This is a genomic window from Pseudomonas sp. MG-9 (assembly GCF_018729515.1).
Lineage (GTDB): Bacteria > Pseudomonadota > Gammaproteobacteria > Pseudomonadales > Pseudomonadaceae > Aquipseudomonas > Aquipseudomonas serboccidentalis.
This window is the reverse complement of sequence record NZ_JAHHZH010000007.1, coordinates 149,329-167,098: the sequence shown is the minus strand read 5'-3', so window position 1 is coordinate 167,098 and position 17,770 is coordinate 149,329. Positions and strand designations below refer to the sequence as shown.

The window sequence follows — 17,770 nt, the reverse complement described above, 5'->3', positions numbered from 1 at the left end:
AGACTGACTTTGATGGAAGCCTGATCTTCTGAGGCTTTTGTATTCATGGATTAGACAGTGCTCGTTGGTGGCCTGTCCGCAGCTCAAGGGTATGGTTTCGCGTGAAAATTCTAGTTACCGGCGGCGCCGGGTTCATCGGCTCGGCAGTTATCCGTCACATCATTTCCAATACCAGCGACGCAGTGATCAACGTCGATAAACTGACGTATGCCGGTAATCTTGAGTCCCTGGCAGACGTTAGCGGTGATTCGCGCTACGTGTTTGAGCGTGTCGACATATGTGATCGTGATCAGATCGACCGTGTCCTGCGTGAACACCAACCCGATGCCATCATGCACTTGGCCGCTGAGTCCCACGTTGATCGCTCGATTACCGGCCCATCCGAATTTATCCAGACCAACATCATCGGAACTTACACACTGCTGGAAGCTGCACGCCAGTATTGGGCTGCACTGGATGATGCGCGTAAAGCCAACTTCCGTTTCCATCATATTTCGACCGACGAAGTTTACGGTGATCTTGAAGGGCCAGAAGATCTCTTTACCGAAACCACTCCCTATCAGCCAAGTTCGCCTTATTCGGCCAGCAAGGCCAGCTCCGATCACCTGGTTCGCGCCTGGGCCCGTACTTATGGCCTGCCGACACTGGTTACAAATTGCTCGAACAACTATGGTCCTTGCCACTTCCCTGAGAAATTGATTCCGTTGATCATTCTCAATGCACTGGAAGGCAAGCCGCTGCCGGTTTACGGCAAAGGCAATCAAGTTCGAGACTGGTTGTATGTCGAAGATCACGCTCGCGCATTGTATAAAGTCGTCACTGAAGGTGTGATCGGCGAGACTTACAACATTGGCGGACACAACGAAAAGCAGAACATCGAGGTGGTTCACACACTTTGTGCTTTGCTTGATGAGTTGCGCCCTGATTCAGCCCATCGACCGCATGCCAGCCTGATCACTTACGTTCAGGACCGCCCGGGCCACGATCAGCGTTATGCAATTGATGCCAGCAAGATCCAGAAAGAGTTGGGCTGGACCCCGGAAGAAACGTTCGAGTCGGGAATTCGTAAAACTGTCGAGTGGTATCTGACTAATACCGAATGGGTGGAGCACGTGAAAAGCGGCAGCTACCAGCAGTGGATCGATGCCAACTACAGCGACCGTTCGGTGAAAAAATGAAAATCTTGTTGCTCGGCAAAAATGGCCAGGTTGGCTGGGAGCTTCAACGCGCTCTCGCACCCCTTGGTGATTTGATTGCACTGGACCGTAATGCGGTTGGTGAATTGTGCGGTGACTTGGCAAACCTTGACGCGCTGCGCTTGACTATTCGCCAGGTCAAGCCCGATGTGATTGTTAATGCCGCGGCTTACACCGCAGTAGATAAGGCCGAGTCGGATAAGGAACTGGCTGATCGGGTCAATGGTGAAGCGACCCGCGTGATGGCGGAAGAAGCAGCGCTTCTGGACGCTTGGCTAGTCCACTATTCAACCGATTACGTATTCAGCGGTCTCGGTGTGAATCCTTGGCAGGAGGCAGACGACGTGGCTCCGGTGAATCATTACGGAGCCAGCAAGCTTGCGGGTGAGCAGGGGATTCTGGAGTCCGGCTGCAAGCACCTGATCTTCCGTACCAGCTGGGTGTATGGCGCGCGTGGTAACAACTTCGCCAAAACGATGTTGCGTCTGGCAAAAGACCGGGAAAGTCTCAATGTCATCGCTGACCAAATTGGTGCTCCGACAGGTGCAGATCTCATTGCTGATGTTACTGTCTTAGCTATTCAGAAAGTGCTGCAAGCGCCTGAACTGGGCGGCCTGTATCACTTGGCTGCCGGTGGTGAGGTTTCTTGGCACGGTTATGCGGTTCACGTTATTGACTTTGCGCGAGCGGTTGGTGAAGAACTGGCAGTCAAGGAGGTGAATCCGATTGAAACGACGGCCTATCCTACCCCTGCACGCCGGCCATTGAATTCGCGTTTGAATACTCAAAAAATCCGTGACAATTTCTCTCTGCACTTGCCGGATTGGCAAGGTGGTGTCACCCGAATGCTTATGGAAGTTTTAAATAAATGATCACTACAAATCGTAAAGGCATCATTCTCGCTGGCGGTTCGGGTACGCGTCTACACCCGCTCACCCTTGGCGTATCCAAGCAAATGCTGCCTATCTACGACAAGCCGATGATCTTCTATCCGCTGTCGGTGCTAATGCTTGCGGGCATGCGGGAGATCCTCATTATTTCTACACCTGAGGATCTGCCTTGTTTCCGCAAGCTGCTGGGTGATGGCAGCCTGTATGGCATAAAGTTGACCTATGCGGAGCAACCAAGTCCTGATGGCTTGGCTCAGGCATTTATTATCGGTGAGGAATTTATTGGCAAAGACCCTTGCTGTTTGATTCTTGGCGACAATATTTTCCACGGGCATCATTTCTCGGACAACCTGCGCGCTGCCAGCAATCAGGAAAGTGGAGCCACAGTTTTTGGCTATCATGTTTCTGACCCAGAGCGTTTTGGTGTCGTCGAGTTTGATAGTTCTGGCCGTGCCTTGAGTATTGAGGAAAAGCCTGATCAGCCAAAATCCAGCTATGCAGTAACTGGCTTGTACTTCTACGACAATCAGGTTGTGGATATCGCCAAAAGCATCAAGCCGTCGGAACGAGGCGAGTTGGAAATTACTGACGTCAACCGAGTTTATCTTGAGCAAAAGTCGCTCAGCGTTCAAATGCTTGGACGTGGTTTTGCATGGCTTGATACAGGGACTCATGATTCTTTGCTCGAAGCCAGCCACTTTGTGCACACCATTGAGCATCGTCAAGGATTCAAGATTGCGTGTCTTGAAGAAATTGCCTACACCAATGGGTGGATTGACGCGGAGCAACTTGGGTCTCAGGCAGAACGCCTGAAGAAAACCGGGTACGGCCAATATCTACAAAAACTATTGGATCATGGCTCGCTGTAAATCGAGCGAAGCACACTCTGGATTAGTAAATCCAGTACCGTCTATGCAGGATTCGCATGCCAGTAGAAAATCAGAGCGTTGCAGTTTTGCTGGCTGCCTACAACGGTATGCTCTGGATCGAGCAACAACTTGACTCGATTCAAGCACAATCCATGACCGATGTATCGATCTACATCAGTGTCGATTCGTCTACCGATGGCACTGAGGCTTGGTGTGCTGCCTATGCAGCACGTCATTCCAATGTGGTTGTTCTGCCACCGCAAGGCAAGTTTGGTGGGGCATCACGAAATTTCTTTCGCCTGATTCGGGATGTCGACTTTTCCAGGCATGACTTTGTTGCCTTTGCCGATCAAGATGATATTTGGCACGAAGAGAAGCTTGTTCGGGCGACCCGTACGCTGGTTGATGAACAGTCTGACGCATATTCGAGCAATGTTACTGCGTTTTGGGCAGGCGGAAAGTGTCGCTTGTTAAATAAGGCTCAACCTCAAGTCGAGTGGGACTACTTGTTCGAGGCCGCAGGGCCGGGCTGTACCTACGTGTTCGGGCGTAAACTGGCAGACGCTCTTAAAGCCTCACTTCTTACTAATTGGCCGGCGCTGCAGTGTGTTGATCTGCACGATTGGTATTGTTATGCGTTTGCTCGTAGTCGTGGGTTCAAGTGGGTGATTGATCCTGTGCCCACGATGCAATACAGACAACATGAACATAATCAAGTCGGTGCCAATACCGGGGTCAAGACATTAATTGCACGCTACAAAACAGTGCGTGACGGTTGGTGGTTCAAACAGGTTCGAATAATTGTAGAGTTGGTTGGTCTGGTTGATGAACGATTTGTTCGTCAATGGATTGGCTTTAGTCGCAGAGAATTAATATTTCTGTCATTGAGTTCATATCAGTGCCGGCGACGTAAGCGCGATAAAGCGCTTTTCTTTATTTTATGCTGGATTGCAGCGCTGTCAGGGACGAAGAAACGATGAGTCAGCCGCTGGTGTTGGTTACGGGGGCAACAGGGTTCGTAGGTGAGGCAGTGGTTTTTAGGCTGCTTATTGATAAAGCATTTACACCCCTAGCTACTGTGCGTTCCCAGTCAAGAATCAGTGGGCTGTGTAAAACTGTTTATTGGGATATGAATTCACCTGATATCGGTTTTGCTCTTGATGGTATTCACGCAATCGTTCACTGTGCTGCCAGGGTTCATGTGATGGACGAAACTGCACCGGATGCTATCGCGGAATTCCGGAAAATCAATGTCAACAGCACTTTGAATCTGGCGCGAAAAGCCGCTAACTCGGGCGTAAAGCGCTTTATATATATAAGCTCAATTAAAGTTAATGGTGAGACTACTCTTCCAGGTCATCCGTTCACATCTGTTCTGAACTCAGTGCCGAAAGATCCTTATGGGCTATCGAAATTTGAAGCAGAAGAGGGGCTAAGAAAAATAAGTTTAGAAACGGGTATGGAGTTGGTGGTCATTCGACCTCCGCTGGTTTATGGGCCGGGCGTCAAGGCAAATTTTCTTAATATGATGAACTGGCTGGACAAGGAAGTTCCTCTTCCGCTTGGTGCTATTCATAATCAGCGAAGCCTGGTGTTTATCGAGAATCTGGTGGATTTGATTGTCACCTGTATCAGCCATCCTTCCGCCAGCGGGCGTGTATTGATGGTCAGTGACGGTGCAGATATATCCACATCGCAGTTGCTTGGATTAATGGCGAAAGCTTTAGGGAAAAAAATCGCTTGCTTTCCGTTCCGGTAGCTCTGTTGAAATTGGCTGGTTTTTTGACGGGACGCAGGGACGTGACTCAACGTCTTTGTAGTTCACTGCAAGTTGATATTAGTGATACTTGTAGTTTGCTAGGGTGGTTTCCTCCGATTACAAGGGATTTAGCATTTCGCCGTAGTGCGCTCCACTTTCAGGATAATCGGAAGGTATGATTTTCTGTTGGCTATTAATAGTTGTTCTGTGCATCTCCCTCGCTTTGACGTGGGCTTTGCGCCATTACGCGCTCAATGCAAGCATGTTGGATGTCCCGAACGAGCGAAGTTCCCACACGGTACCTACCCCTAGAGGCGGGGGCGTTGCAATTGTCGTCTCTTTCATTGCGGTGCTTCCGATACTTGTCGGATTTGACTCTTTAACGCTGTCTGAGGCGGCAGCCGTTGGCGGCGCAGGCTTATTTGTAGCCATATTAGGCTTTGCCGATGATCATGGACACATCGCTGCTGTATGGCGTCTTCTGGGGCACTTTATCGCTGCAGCCTGGCTTTTGTTCTGGTTAAACGGTTTTGCGCCTATTTTGCTTTTTTCCCATGTATTAGATTTAGGGTGGGCTGGCCCGGTATTCGGAGCGATGTATCTAGTCTGGCTTCTCAATCTGTATAACTTTATGGATGGTATTGATGGTCTTGCAAGTGTAGAAGCTATTTGCGTTTGTTTGGGCATGTGTATCATTTACTACGTTGCGGGAGCGCCAGAACTTTTCGGTGCGCCGTTGTTACTGTCTGCGGCGGTCATGGGTTTTCTATTTTGGAACTTCCCTCCTGCGAAAATATTTATGGGTGATGCAGGTAGCGGCTTTCTTGGGATTGCGATAGGTGGACTTTCTCTTGTTTCAGCTTGGCATTCACCTCATTTTCTATGGTGTTGGTTGATATTGCTTGGCGTCTTTGTGGTAGACGCTACATTTACACTTTTCCGCCGAGTCGCCCGAGGCGAAAAAATTTATCAGGCTCACTGCAGTCACGCCTATCAAAATGCTTCAAGGTACTTTAAGAGCCATAGATTTGTTACGTTGGCTGTGCTCGCAATTAACCTACTCTGGCTTCTACCCATTGCTGTACTGGTCGCCGTCAACGTTCTGGACGGCGTGGTAGGGATTTTGCTGGCCTATTCGCCAATCGCTGTTCTCGCTTGGAGGTTTGGGGCGGGATCGGCTTCACCTCAATAGGAGTTTGCTTTCATGACTTTTGAGGGATATCTACCGTGAAGGTGGGCAACCTTGGCCAGAAGATTTCTCAGAATGACGGTCCAGCGGTGATATTTTGAGATCCCTGCGTGGGTTTGATAAGATCAGACACCCTGATATTCGTATCCCCTTCGATTTCAGGATCCTCAAGCTGCTGACCTCAGAGCCAATGATTTCTGACAGTGGCCTCCGTTTTTGGCCAAAGCCGCGAAGGTATCGAACATGCTCCCCCGAAAAATGTGTTGCACCTCGGAAAAACGGTCTGCATACGGTGAGTGACTCTTTTTTAGTCAAGGAAAGCAATGCGGTGACCGTTAGTAACGAGACGATTGGGAAGGTCGCGATATTACTTTGCACCTACCAGGGGGAGCGCTATCTCGCTGAGCAAATCGACTCTATTATTAGTCAAACTTATGATAATTGGGTTATATATGCGTCTGATGACGGATCGCAAGATCATACCTTGGAGATTCTGCGTGCCTATCAAAAAAAACTAGGCACAGAGCGATTTTTTGTACTCCCAGGTCCGCAGCAAGGTTACGTGAACAACTTTTTTTCTTTGGTCAAAAATCAGAGTATCGTTGCGGATTATTACGCGTTCTGTGATCAGGACGATATATGGTCAGAGGATAAACTCTACGTTTCTATTCAGTGGCTAAAAAAACACGCGGTAGAGACCCCTTCACTTTATTGTGGGCGAACAGCGCTGGTCAATGAGTTGGGAGTGAAAGTTGGTAACTCACCTCTCTTTAAATATCCGCCGAGTTTTAAGAATGCGTTGGTGCAAAGTCTTGCCGGCGGAAATACGATGGTGTTCAACCATGCGTTGAAAGCAATAGCCAGCGCTACTGCCAATTCAGAAGTCATTTCACATGATTGGTGGTTTTACATACTTGTGACGGCCTGTGGCGGTCGAGTTTATTACGATTTCGAATCGCACGTCAGCTATAGACAACATTCAGATAATGTTATCGGTGCCAATGCAGGTGTTATATCCGGCTTGGCGCGTTTAAAGAAAATGCTTGGTGGTCGTTTTATCGAGTGGAATAGACGTAACCTTAAAGCGGTTGGTTTATTAAAAGAGCGTATGCCTCCCTCAAATCTGATGGTCCTGGAAAATTTTGAGCGGGCTAGATGCTCGCCGTTATTGAAACGGTGTATTTTTTTAATGCGTTCAGGTGTCTATAGGCAAACACTGCAGGGGAATTTGGCTCTTTGGGTAGCCGTGTTGCTCAACAGAATTTGAATAGGATTATGTATGCAGGTGAATAGATTTAAATTTTTAGCGGAAAGGCTAAAAGTTTCTCAAGGAAATATAGAGGTTTTTTCTGGTGTATCAGTTTGTGGTGTTTACAATTTATGTCAGTAGTTTGTTTTTTTGATTATTGAGATTATTTTGTTTATTAGATAGTGCGATACTTCTTGGAGTGGCTATGGCCAGTTTTGTTGGAAGTTTAAAAACAAGTGTTCTTGCACCGGCCATTTCGGTTGTGCGTAATCGTTCGTTGATACTTGCATTGAGCAAGCGTGAAGTGCTTGGGCGATATCGGGGCGCTAGTTTTGGCCTGTTGTGGTCGATATTAAGCCCTTTTTTGATGCTGTGTGTTTACGCTTTTGCATTCGGCAGCATTCTTAATAGCCGCTGGCCTCAACCAGCCGGTTCGGTCAACAGTTTTGCGATAATTCTTTTTGTTGGCCTTATCGTTCATGGCTTTTTTGCGGAGTGTTTCACTCGTGCCCCAATGCTGATTACCAGCAATGTAAGTTACGTTAAGAAAGTTATTTTTCCTATTGAGATACTTCCTTGGCCGATGGTGGTCTCGGCGTTGTTTCATACCTTTATGAACGTTGTAGTCCTAATCGTGCTGAGGCTGGCAGTCGATCATCAATTTTCCTGGACTATTGTCCTTTTGCCGGTGGTGTTTTTGCCCTTGGTCATATTGATGTTGGGGGTTGGCTGGTTTCTTTCAGCTCTGGGTGTTTATATTCGGGATATCAGTCAGGTTACGGGAGTGTTGTCCACTGCACTATTGTTCACTTCTTCAGCTGTCGTTCCGGTTAATGCTATTCCAGAACAATATCGATTTGTATTTTCGCTCAATCCATTGACCTTTATTATCGATCAGGCTCGAGAGGTTTCTCTTTGGGGGGGGATGCCTGATTGGGCCGGATTAGGGCTGTATGCCTTGGCCAGTTCGCTGTTTGCATTGGTCGGATATACGTGGTTTTCGGCGACAAGAAGGGGGTTTGGTGATGTGCTCTGACGCTGCGGTAATTGTGAGCAATTTAAGTAAAAGCTTTCCTGTGTATGACAAACCCCACCATCGACTTCTGCAGATGCTTTCTCCAGCAAGTAAGAAAAAGATTTGGTTCAGGGAGTTTCATGCTTTAAAAAACATCAGTTTTGAAGTCAAGCGTGGAGAAACGTTTGGGATTGTCGGTCGTAACGGCTCCGGTAAGTCAACTTTACTGCAGCTAATTTGCGGTACGCTATTTCCTAGTCAAGGTGCGATAAAGGTTAACGGGCGAATCGCTGCATTACTTGAGTTGGGTGCTGGTTTCAATCCAGACTTTACCGGGCGTGAGAATGTTTACTTGAATGGTTCTGTACTTGTTCTTTCCAAGGAAGAGATCGATTCACGATTTGAGGCAATCGCAGCATTTGCCGATATCGGTGATTTTATAGAGCAACCGGTAAAGAGTTATTCAAGCGGAATGTATGTCCGTTTGGCTTTCTCCGTAGCTATCAATGTGAGCCCGGATTTACTCATTGTAGATGAGGCGCTGGCCGTTGGTGACGAAGCTTTTCAGCGTAAGTGTTTTGCACGTATTCAGCGTCTAAGGGATGAAGGTTCTACTATCCTGTTCGTATCTCATTCTGCCGGGATTGTAACCGAGCTTTGTGACCGAGCTGTTCTTCTGGACAAAGGGGAGTTACTCGCCCTAGGCGGTCCAAAGTCGGTTGTCTCTAAGTATCACAAATTAATCTATTCTCCTGCTGACTCTGTGGAAGCGCTGAGGGCAGAGATAAAATTGCAAGTGAATGATGACTTGCAAGATTCTGACAAGTTTGTTTCGGTCGCCGATAGAGTCGACTCAAAGTTGGTAATCAGTGCTAAGAAAGATGCTGAGACTAAAGAAGGCGCTTATTATGATGAGGGCATGGTCCCGCAAAGCACACTAAGCTATAAGTCCAACGGTGTGTCCATAAATAATTCTCAGATTGAAACTCTTGACGGTCGCCGAGTCAATGTGATTCAGGAAGGTGAGGCCTATAATTTTGTGTACGAAGCAGAGTTTGCAGAGTCTGCCGAGAAGGTAAGATTCGGTATGATGATTCGTACTACATCCGGACTGGAACTGAGCGGTGCAGTTAGTTCCACGATCCAAAACGCGATAGATGTAGTAGAAAAGGGTACTCGAGTCAAGGCTGTTTTTCCTTTTGTCTGCCAGTTAATGCCTGCAATGTATTTTTTGAACGCCGGGGTGTTGGCTGTTCTAGATGGACAAGAGCAGTTCTTGGATCGAAAAATTGATGTCGGAATGTTTCGGGTGCTGCCTAATCCATCGCGCCTTTCTACCGGTTTGACAGATTTGGTTGAATCGCCCGATTTATGGTTCTCCTCTATAGATTTGGCGGTAACTCATCATGAATAACCCTACAGCGATTTTGGTGTTGGGAATGCCACGTAGCGGTACCTCGGCAGTAACCCGTGTGCTCAATTTACGCGGGGCGGCGTTGTCGGGAAACTTGTTGCCTGCAGCCAAACCGAACCCTAAAGGCTTTTTTGAAAGCGCGGATGCGTTGGCCATTCATGAGCGGCTACTAACGGCTTTAGGGCGTACCTGGTTTGATGTCAGTGAAATGCCTGAGGGGTGGCTTGAGCATCCAGCGACCCAGAAGGCACATGAAGAGCTGGTCGAGCTGGTTCGACGTGAATATAGCGACCAAACGCTTTGGATTATCAAAGAGCCGAGAATGTGTCGTATTGTTCCTCTATGGCTCAGAGTCCTTCGTTCGCTGAACATTGCGCCTCGTGCGTTACTGGTTACCCGTCATCCTGATGAGGTTGCGAGTTCTGTCGCTCGAATGGTCGGTGAGGAACAGTGGGGGCCCAGACATACTGAAATTTTGTGGCTTGAATACTTTTTTGAAGCTGAAAAAGCCACACGTGAAATTCCCCGATCGATAATTACTTATGATCAATTGTTGGCGGATTGGGCTGCCAGTGTGGAGCGGGTTGCAGCCGAACTGAAGCTTGAGTGGCCCGTTTCGATTGCAGACTCGAAGCAAGAAGTTGATGCTTACCTGGGGGTTGAGAATCGTCATCATGATCACAACTCAAACGCAGATCCACAACGCAAAGGGAGAACGTTTGCAGAGCGTGTGTATTCTGTGTGCAATGAAATGCAGAGTGATTATTGGCAGGTTATCGAAAACGCGCAGATCGAGTTTTCAGAAATGCTGGCTCTTTTTTCTTCTCCAATGCGCGAGGCAGTTAATAGAGCTCTTGAACAGCGAGATGAAGAGAAATTCTTGCAGCAGGCTGAGCTCGATGGGCTGAGGCAGCATCATAACGATGTTTTTTTTAAGCAACATGCCGAGTTGATCGAGCTGAAAAACTCGCAAAAAAAAATGGAGGAAGCGCTCTCCGAGAGCAAGGTGGAGATATCTAAATTGATAAATTCACTCAATGAAGTTTCATATGAGCTTGGGATCGTGGCTGCGCGAGAAGAAAGCTGTCAGCAGCAGTTGCGTGATGCCCAAGCGAGTTATACGGAGCTCCTTGCGCTTACAAGTAGCCGGACGTGGCTGGCAAAAAAACTATTTTCGATTGAAAAAAAATAAGCCTTATTTGAATTGGTGGTTATATGAAGCGCGTACTATTTTATCTTTTTTATGATGAGCAGGGTCAGGTTGATGACTATGTTACTCATAAATTGAAATCGCTGAAGGAAAGTATTGATACAATTTTTGTCGTGTCAAACTCTGCGCTGACAGTCGAGTCAAGAAAGAAGCTTGAAGATGTTGTTGATGTCGTTTATGTCCGTGAGAATATCGGTTTTGATGTTTGGGGATATAAAGAAGCGATGGAGACCTTTGGTCTCGATAAGTTAGAAGAATATGATGAACTGATTCTGATGAATTACACATTCTTCGGTCCGATTTTTCCGTTCTCTGAAACGTTTGAAAAAATGGACGCGATGGATTGCGATTTTTGGGGGATCACTGCGCATAAGGCTATGGTGCCTAACCCGTTCACTGGGCGTGATGAGCTTCCGCTTCATTTGAACTCGCACTGGATTGCAGTGCGTAAGAAAATGTTCACATCTCCGGAGTTCAAGCAATATTGGCGTGAGATGCCGATGATTAACTCCTATGTGGACTCTATTCTTCAGCATGAGTCTCGCTTTACTAAGCATTTTAGTGATTGCGGATTCAGCTTCGAGGTAACCTTTCCTGTAGAAGATTATCCAACCGAATACTCCGCGTTCCAGAGTATTGAGTTGATGTTTGAGAATCGCAGCCCAATTCTAAAGCGGCGCCCGTTTTTTCATGATCCGATATTTCTAGAACAAAACGCGATGACCCTGAAAGGGGTAATGAAAAAAATAGAAGAGGAAAGTGATTACGACACTTCTCTTATTTGGAAGAATGTTGTCCGCAGTACCCAGCCGCGAACGCTTCATACCAATATGGATTTGCTCGAGGTTCTTCCGGGTGAGGACTTTGAAGAATTGGATAGTAAGCCGCGCCGTATCGCGGTGCTGGCTCACTTGTATTATGATGACATGCTTGAAGAGGCTATGTCGTATATTACTAATATTCCATACGCATATGATCTTTATATTACTACTAGTGATGAGCAGAAGAAAAAGAATATCGAGCTTGCTCTACTGAAATATAATGTGAATAAATTTGAGGTGCGCGTTACCGAGGAGAATCGTGGAAGGGACATGGGCTCCCTGTTCATGACGCTTCGCGATGTTCTGTTGTCAGGTGAATATGACTATCTGTGCCGGGTTCATTCAAAAAAATCCCCGCAAAATGGTCATAATATGGCGTTGCTGTTCAAACAGCATATGTTTGACAACCTCTTGCACAGTCCAGGATATGTAAAGCGCGTTCTTGGGTTGTTTGAAAAAAATGAAAGTTTGGGGATGATTTTTCCTCCTGTTGTTCATATTGCCTACCCTACATTGGGGCACGCTTGGTTCGAGAACCGCAAGCCAGCGACGGAGTGGGCGAAAAAGTTAGGCATTACCACTGCATTTGATGACTCAACACCAATGGCGCCGTATGGAACGATGTTTTGGTTCCGGCCAGAGGCTATCAAGAAAATTTCAACCTATCCGTTCAAATGGTCCGACTTTGCTCCTGAGCCGAATCATATGGACGGCGGCCTGGCTCACGTACTAGAGAGGTTGCTAGGTTATTCAGTGATGAGTGATGGCTATCACTTGAGATGTGTCCTTAACACATATCAGGCATCGATCAACTATACGAAGCTGGAATACAAGCTTCAACGGCTTGGTTCTATGTTGCCTAACGGAAACATACAGTATCAAATTCAATGGTTGGATAAAGCCAAGGATGTTTGTAATCGCGTAGACCATTATTCTACAGCGAACAATACTTACGTGCCTCCTGTCGAGTGGCTGGATCAAGCGAGAGAGCTGCATGAGAAACTGGTAACATTCTTGCCAGGTGGGACGTTTCGTGAAAAGATGGGAGCTTTGGATCAGGCTCGAATCTTGAACGATAAATTGAACTCTTTCATGGGCGATTCGGATATTTTGACTCGCCTGCGTTGGGTAGATCGAGCGAAGCTGTCTGTTCAACGACGAGTATTGAATCGACTCGCATCGTTGTTCAGAGGTAAGTAAGCAGCAATGATAAATGGCGAATCTGACGGTTCGCCATTTATCATAAGTCTATGCATGTGCTTTTGCGTGATGAGTGCATATGGTTTATTTGAGAGCTTAATGGAATCAGATTGAATATGCGTAGAGTTGCTTTTTATCTTTTTTATGATAATGACGGAGTTGTGGATGACTATATAGTCTATAAGCTTCGTAAGCTTCGTGCGCACGTCGATACCATATTTTTTGTTTCTAACTCTAAAATTGCTACGGGTTCTTTAGAGAAAGTTGAGCAATTAGTCGATACTGTTTACTGCCGGGAAAATACTGGTTTTGATGTTTGGGCTTATAAAGAGTCGATAGAGAAGTTTGGCTGGGAAGAGCTGCGTCAGTACGACGAGGCGCTGTTTCTAAACTATACATTCTACGCTCCGATTTTTCCTTTTTCGGAACTGTTTGATTCGATGAATGAAGCGAACGTGGATTTTTGGGGGGTATCTGCTCACAATCAGATTTCGCCAAATCCATTTACCGGTAAAGGCGATTTGCCGTTTCATATCCAATCGCACTTCATCGCTGTTCGTAATAAAATGCTTTGCTCTGATAGCTTTTATAAATATTGGCATGAAATGCCAATGATAAACTCTTATGAGGAGTCTATTTTAAAGCATGAGGGGCGTTTTACCCAGTATTTCAAAGACTTGGGTTTTCAATGTGCTGTTTATTTAGATCCAGCGACCTACAATACCGATCATCCGGTTTTTTCTGAAATTGATTTAACCATCGAGCGACGTTCGCCGATTTTAAAGCGACGGCCTTTTTTTCACGATCCTGTCTTTCTCGAATCCCAGGCAATTGATGTCAAACGTGCCTTGGATTTTGTACGGGAGAAATCAGATTATGATGAAGGGTTGATCTGGAAAAACCTGATCCGTACCACGCCCTTGCGTACGATTTATACAAATATCGAGCAGTTGAGCATTCTTTCGGACTCTCATGCTAACTCCATTAGTCCTGGACTCTCCCTGAAGAGGGTCGCTGTTATCGCGCATATTTATTATGTCGATATGCTGGATGAGATAATGGACTTGGTAAAAAATATTCCGTTGGTCTGTTCATTATTTATCACTACTGATTCCGAAGAAAAGAAAACGCAGATCATCAATACGCTCGCCGGTTTGAGTTTTTGTGATTTTTCGGTATTGGTTTGCGCTTCCAATTTTGGCAGGGATACATCTGCATTATTTATTACTTGCCGCGATGTCGTGCTCCAAGGTGGATTTGATTATATTTGCAGGCTTCATAGCAAGAAGTCTCCGCAAGATGGCTGGGCCAAAGCGTCAATGTTCAAACGCCATCTGTTCGAGAACCTTCTTTCCAGTAATGAATATGTAACCAATGTGCTTGAGATGTTTGAAGCAGAGCCATGGGTGGGGGTTGCGATGCCGCCTGCAGTGCATATTGGTTATCCCACCTTAGGTCACGGATGGTTTCTCAATAGAGAACGAGCTGTGGACGTCGCCAGCAAAATTGGCTTGAACGTCCCTTTAGACATCGAGACACCCATCGCAACGTATGGCTCGATGTATTGGTTCAGGCCGGTTGCGTTGAGAAAGCTGTTTGAGCATGAGTGGAAGTGGAGTGACTTTGATGAAGAGCGCTATGGAGATGGAGATCTTCCTCATGTGCTTGAGCGGCTGATTACGTATTGTGCTCAAGATGCTGGTTTTATAAGTCGGTGTATAATGACGCCCGCACAGGCATCGAAGAATTACGTCAAGCTAGAATATAAAGTGCAGGCGCTATCTAGTTGCTTTCCTTCTGGAGACCTACGTGAGCAAATGCAAATCGCCAGAACGGCACGCTTTGCAGGGGGAGTAATAGTTTCTTTGAAACGTTCTATAATGTTCAGATTTCCACGGCTTGCACCACTTCTACGTAGTGGCTACCGTTGGGCGTTGAAAAAATAATAATGCTGAGAAGGTGTCGATCTCGCCACTCTCTTGCGTAGGCAACAGTGCCATCGTTACCAACTGGAAAGTAGATTATGGTTTTTAGTTCTTACCTATTCATTTTTCTGTTTTTGCCCGCATTTTTAATAGCTTACAAGCTAGTCGGGCATCGACTCAGAAATATTCTGATTCTGGTTGCAAGTCTGTTTTTTTACTACCTGGGCGACGCAAAAGGGGTCTGGATTCTCTTGGCTGCCATTGTCGGGAACTACGCTTTCGGTTACTTGATTGCGATATATCGACAACCGGGTGGCAGTGAAGGGGCCAATAAACTTGCCAGGATTTTTCTTATTCTTGGTCTGTTTTTCAACTTGTCGGTATTAGGATACTTCAAGTACATTGGTTTTATTACCCAGAATATCAATATCATCGCTGAAAAGTTTGGGCATCCGTCAGCGGTTCCGGTCATATCCGTCCTTCTCCCCCTAGGCATCAGTTTTTTTGTTTTTCAAGGCATCAGCTATTTGGTCGATGTGTACCGTGGCACCATTCAGGCAACCAAAAGTCTATTGATTTTCGGTACATTCAAGTCGTTGTTTCCGCAACTTATTGCCGGGCCTATTGTCCGTTACCGTGATATCGCAGCAGAGCTTCCGGATCGATCTGTCAACCCCGATATGGTCGTTGAAGGGATCACCCGATTTGTTATCGGCTTTGCAAAAAAAGTGTTGTTGGCTGATACCTTCGCAATTACCGCTGACGCGATATTCGCACTGCCCTCGTCCGAACTGAATTTCGGCACGGCGTGGTTGGGCGCTGCCAGTTATACGTTGCAAATATACTTCGACTTTTCCGCTTATTCCGACATGGCTATCGGATTAGGTTTGATGATGGGGTTCCGGTTTCCGGAAAACTTCAACTACCCTTATAAGGCAGCGTCTATTCGCGACTTCTGGCGCCGCTGGCATATGACCTTGTCCGGGTGGTTTCGCGATTACGTCTATGTGCCTTTGGGCGGGAACCGAACTGGCGCTGCTCGAACTTACGTAAATCTTATGGCGGTTTTCATTCTGACAGGGTTATGGCACGGCGCTTCATGGACTTTCGTTGCCTGGGGCCTATGGCATGGTCTTTTCCTTGTTATCGAGCGCTTCACCAATATGGAGGGCCGCGGAATACCTTTCGTGCTGCGTTGGTTATATACCCTTGCAGTGGTGGTTTTCGGCTGGGTACTGTTCCGCTCTGAAACATTCGAGCATGCGTTCCACATGAGTGCCTTGATGTTGAACCTCCGAAGCGGCCCGGAAAATTACGTAGTCGCCGAGTATATGAGCAACGGATTGTTATTGGCCTTGGTTGCCGGGGCAATTCTCAGCTTCCCGGTCTATAGATGGCTGTGTGATCGTCTATCATCCAGTCAACGACTTGTTGTTGGCGTATTTGGACTCGGTTCACTCTTCCTGCTTGCAAGCATGAAAGTTCTTTCCGGTGCATACAGCCCTTTTCTCTACTTCCGGTTTTAATATATGAGATCAATATTTACCCCACGGGTCATCATTGGGTTGTTCATGCTCGCCCTGTGCGTGCCCGGCATTGCGGTGATGTTTTCTCCCCAATTCGCTCCTGCGATCAAATCCATCATCAAGCATCCTGGTGAATGGGCAAATCTGAGGGATGGAATTCGCAGAACCACACCGCTTTGGAACAACGCCGTCGAGGGCTACTCGAGTTTTCTTTACGCTCTCGGGACGACTAATGACAAGGCTATTGCTGTTGTGGGGCGTGACGGTTGGGTTTTTCTTGGGGACTTCTTCAACAAAAACATGTCACAGGCTCTCGGACGTCGTCACTATAATGAAGTTGAGCTGAGCGCCTGGAACGGCACAGTTGGGGGCCAAGAACAATGGTTGGCTCATCGCAATATCCCGATGTTGTTTGTTGTCGCGCCAGCCAAGTGGTCTATTTATCCGGACAAGCTCCCTCAGTGGTCCGAAGGACGCATTGGCACTCACATATTCGATCAGTTACTAAGTTCGCCGCAGCATCTGCCGTTGATTGATCTGCGTCCAAGTCTGCAACAGGCTCGCTCAATTGGAGATACCTATTCCCCATTCAATAGTCATTGGACGGATTTTGGCGCTTGGGTAGGCTGGAAGGAAATCAGCAAAAAGCTGGCCACCCTCAATCCGAAATTTATGGATCTGTACGTTCCTCCAGCTGATGGTGCTGTCGTCAATCCTAATTACGGTAGTGAATTCAAGGCAATGATCAGCCTGCCGGAACCCAATCCTTGGACGATGCCCAAGCTGGCTTCTCCTTTGCCTGAATTTGCGATTGTGGCTGATGACGGCTCGGCTCAGGTCGTGCCTGGCAGTACGCACACAGGTCTATTGGATCTACCGAGAAATACTCGCAATGAATCGGCGAAAAAACGCTTGAGAGCGTTGGTATTGCGGGATTCGATGGGTGACTCACTGTCGCCATATTTGCAAGCGGCTTTTTATGAAACGATTCAAGTTCGGCATAACATCGACAATCAGTCGCTCGCTCCCAATGTTCCGGCTCTGATTGAAAAGTACAAACCGGATGTTGTGCTCTACGTGATGACTGAGCGTCATCTCGATAACGTTTTGAGCGAGAGTTACTTGTGGTTATCCGCTAATAACTATGATCTTGCTGTGAGCCAGGGCGCCCGTGTCAACGTGGCCAATGAATCCCCAGCCCTCACCACGAGCGGTAATTTGGATCTGAAGGGGCCCTTCGCTCTTACGTGGGCGGATTCGTCGAAAGGGTTGCGCACTGTGCGGGTTTCCCTGAAGGCAAGCGCCTCAGGCATACTCAAGATTCAAGGGGTGAAGGACGGGCGACCGGTGGAGTTTGCCGAGCGCTACGCGCAGGGAGATAATGAACTCTTTTTGAGCCTGACCTCCGAGGTTGAGGGGGCTCAAGTCAGTTTTGAAAATATGGATCCTTCTGTTCAGGTGAGCTTGGGCAAGGTTTCCATGGTTGTGCAGGACGCGAAGTAATTTT

13 protein-coding genes and 1 pseudogene are annotated in these 17,770 nt (G+C 47.2%); all 14 read left to right on the top strand.

The genetic code is table 11. The features are described from left to right. The first annotated feature begins 101 nt into the window (after nt 1-101). Nucleotides 102-1,178, top strand: a complete 1,077-nt coding sequence (gene rfbB, locus KKQ10_RS19355) for a dTDP-glucose 4,6-dehydratase (RefSeq protein ID WP_215502017.1) — start codon at nt 102-104, stop codon at nt 1,176-1,178. Further along, nucleotides 1,175-2,068 (top strand): dTDP-4-dehydrorhamnose reductase, encoded by an 894-nt coding sequence (gene rfbD / locus KKQ10_RS19350; protein ID WP_215502016.1) that lies wholly within the window; start codon nt 1,175-1,177, stop codon nt 2,066-2,068. Before rfbB ends, rfbD begins: the two co-directional genes overlap by 4 nt. Further along, nucleotides 2,065-2,955 carry a glucose-1-phosphate thymidylyltransferase RfbA gene (gene rfbA / locus KKQ10_RS19345; RefSeq protein WP_215502015.1) on the top strand — a complete coding sequence of 297 codons (891 nt, stop codon included), beginning with the start codon at nt 2,065-2,067 and terminating at the stop codon, nt 2,953-2,955. Before rfbD ends, rfbA begins: the two co-directional genes overlap by 4 nt. Nucleotides 2,956-3,011: 56 nt before the next feature. Continuing rightward, nucleotides 3,012-3,935 carry a glycosyltransferase gene (locus KKQ10_RS19340; protein WP_215502014.1) on the top strand — a complete coding sequence of 308 codons (924 nt, stop codon included), beginning with the start codon at nt 3,012-3,014 and terminating at the stop codon, nt 3,933-3,935. Beyond that, nucleotides 3,932-4,893 (top strand): annotated as a pseudogene (locus KKQ10_RS19335) (UDP-glucose 4-epimerase family protein). Before KKQ10_RS19340 ends, KKQ10_RS19335 begins: the two are co-directional and overlap by 4 nt. Next, the gene (locus KKQ10_RS19330; RefSeq protein WP_215502013.1) at nt 4,890-5,906 is read left to right on the top strand and encodes an MraY family glycosyltransferase; all 1,017 of its coding nucleotides are present in this window, start codon (nt 4,890-4,892) and stop codon (nt 5,904-5,906) included. Before KKQ10_RS19335 ends, KKQ10_RS19330 begins: the two are co-directional and overlap by 4 nt. Before the next feature lie 289 nt (nt 5,907-6,195). Continuing rightward, nucleotides 6,196-7,170: a glycosyltransferase family 2 protein gene (locus KKQ10_RS19325; RefSeq protein ID WP_274657495.1), complete on the top strand. Its 975-nt coding sequence runs from the start codon at nt 6,196-6,198 to the stop codon at nt 7,168-7,170. A gap of 187 nt (nt 7,171-7,357) precedes the next feature. Continuing rightward, nucleotides 7,358-8,188 (top strand): ABC transporter permease, encoded by an 831-nt coding sequence (locus KKQ10_RS19320; protein ID WP_215502012.1) that lies wholly within the window; start codon nt 7,358-7,360, stop codon nt 8,186-8,188. Next, a complete protein-coding gene (locus KKQ10_RS19315) occupies nt 8,178-9,581 on the top strand; it encodes an ABC transporter ATP-binding protein (protein ID WP_215502011.1) in 1,404 nt (467 codons plus the stop codon). Before KKQ10_RS19320 ends, KKQ10_RS19315 begins: the two co-directional genes overlap by 11 nt. Continuing rightward, nucleotides 9,574-10,773 (top strand): sulfotransferase, encoded by a 1,200-nt coding sequence (locus KKQ10_RS19310; protein ID WP_215502010.1) that lies wholly within the window; start codon nt 9,574-9,576, stop codon nt 10,771-10,773. The genes KKQ10_RS19315 and KKQ10_RS19310 overlap by 8 nt, the downstream gene beginning before the upstream one ends. A 23-nt stretch (nt 10,774-10,796) precedes the next feature. Next, the gene (locus KKQ10_RS19305) at nt 10,797-12,812 is read left to right on the top strand and encodes a rhamnan synthesis F family protein (RefSeq protein WP_215502009.1); all 2,016 of its coding nucleotides are present in this window, start codon (nt 10,797-10,799) and stop codon (nt 12,810-12,812) included. Between the two features lie 116 nt (nt 12,813-12,928). Beyond that, a complete protein-coding gene (locus tag KKQ10_RS19300) occupies nt 12,929-14,758 on the top strand; it encodes a rhamnan synthesis F family protein (protein ID WP_215502114.1) in 1,830 nt (609 codons plus the stop codon). A 77-nt stretch (nt 14,759-14,835) separates the two neighbouring features. Next, on the top strand, nt 14,836-16,263 hold the full coding sequence (locus tag KKQ10_RS19295) for an MBOAT family O-acyltransferase (RefSeq protein WP_215502008.1): 1,428 nt from the start codon (nt 14,836-14,838) through the stop codon (nt 16,261-16,263). Between the two features lie 45 nt (nt 16,264-16,308). Beyond that, nucleotides 16,309-17,766, top strand: a complete 1,458-nt coding sequence (locus KKQ10_RS19290; protein WP_215502007.1) for an alginate O-acetyltransferase AlgX-related protein — start codon at nt 16,309-16,311, stop codon at nt 17,764-17,766. Nucleotides 17,767-17,770 lie beyond the last annotated feature (4 nt).

Coding starts and splice junctions, on each gene's coding strand:
- rfbD (WP_215502016.1), top strand. CDS start 1,175: ATGAAAATCTTGTTGCTCGGCAAAAATGGCCAGGTTGGCTGGGAGCTT.
- rfbA (WP_215502015.1), top strand. CDS start 2,065: ATGATCACTACAAATCGTAAAGGCATCATTCTCGCTGGCGGTTCGGGT.
- KKQ10_RS19340 (WP_215502014.1), top strand. CDS start 3,012: ATGCCAGTAGAAAATCAGAGCGTTGCAGTTTTGCTGGCTGCCTACAAC.
- KKQ10_RS19330 (WP_215502013.1), top strand. CDS start 4,890: ATGATTTTCTGTTGGCTATTAATAGTTGTTCTGTGCATCTCCCTCGCT.
- KKQ10_RS19320 (WP_215502012.1), top strand. CDS start 7,358: ATGGCCAGTTTTGTTGGAAGTTTAAAAACAAGTGTTCTTGCACCGGCC.
- KKQ10_RS19315 (WP_215502011.1), top strand. CDS start 8,178: ATGTGCTCTGACGCTGCGGTAATTGTGAGCAATTTAAGTAAAAGCTTT.
- KKQ10_RS19310 (WP_215502010.1), top strand. CDS start 9,574: ATGAATAACCCTACAGCGATTTTGGTGTTGGGAATGCCACGTAGCGGT.
- KKQ10_RS19305 (WP_215502009.1), top strand. CDS start 10,797: ATGAAGCGCGTACTATTTTATCTTTTTTATGATGAGCAGGGTCAGGTT.
- KKQ10_RS19300 (WP_215502114.1), top strand. CDS start 12,929: ATGCGTAGAGTTGCTTTTTATCTTTTTTATGATAATGACGGAGTTGTG.
- KKQ10_RS19295 (WP_215502008.1), top strand. CDS start 14,836: ATGGTTTTTAGTTCTTACCTATTCATTTTTCTGTTTTTGCCCGCATTT.
- KKQ10_RS19290 (WP_215502007.1), top strand. CDS start 16,309: ATGCTCGCCCTGTGCGTGCCCGGCATTGCGGTGATGTTTTCTCCCCAA.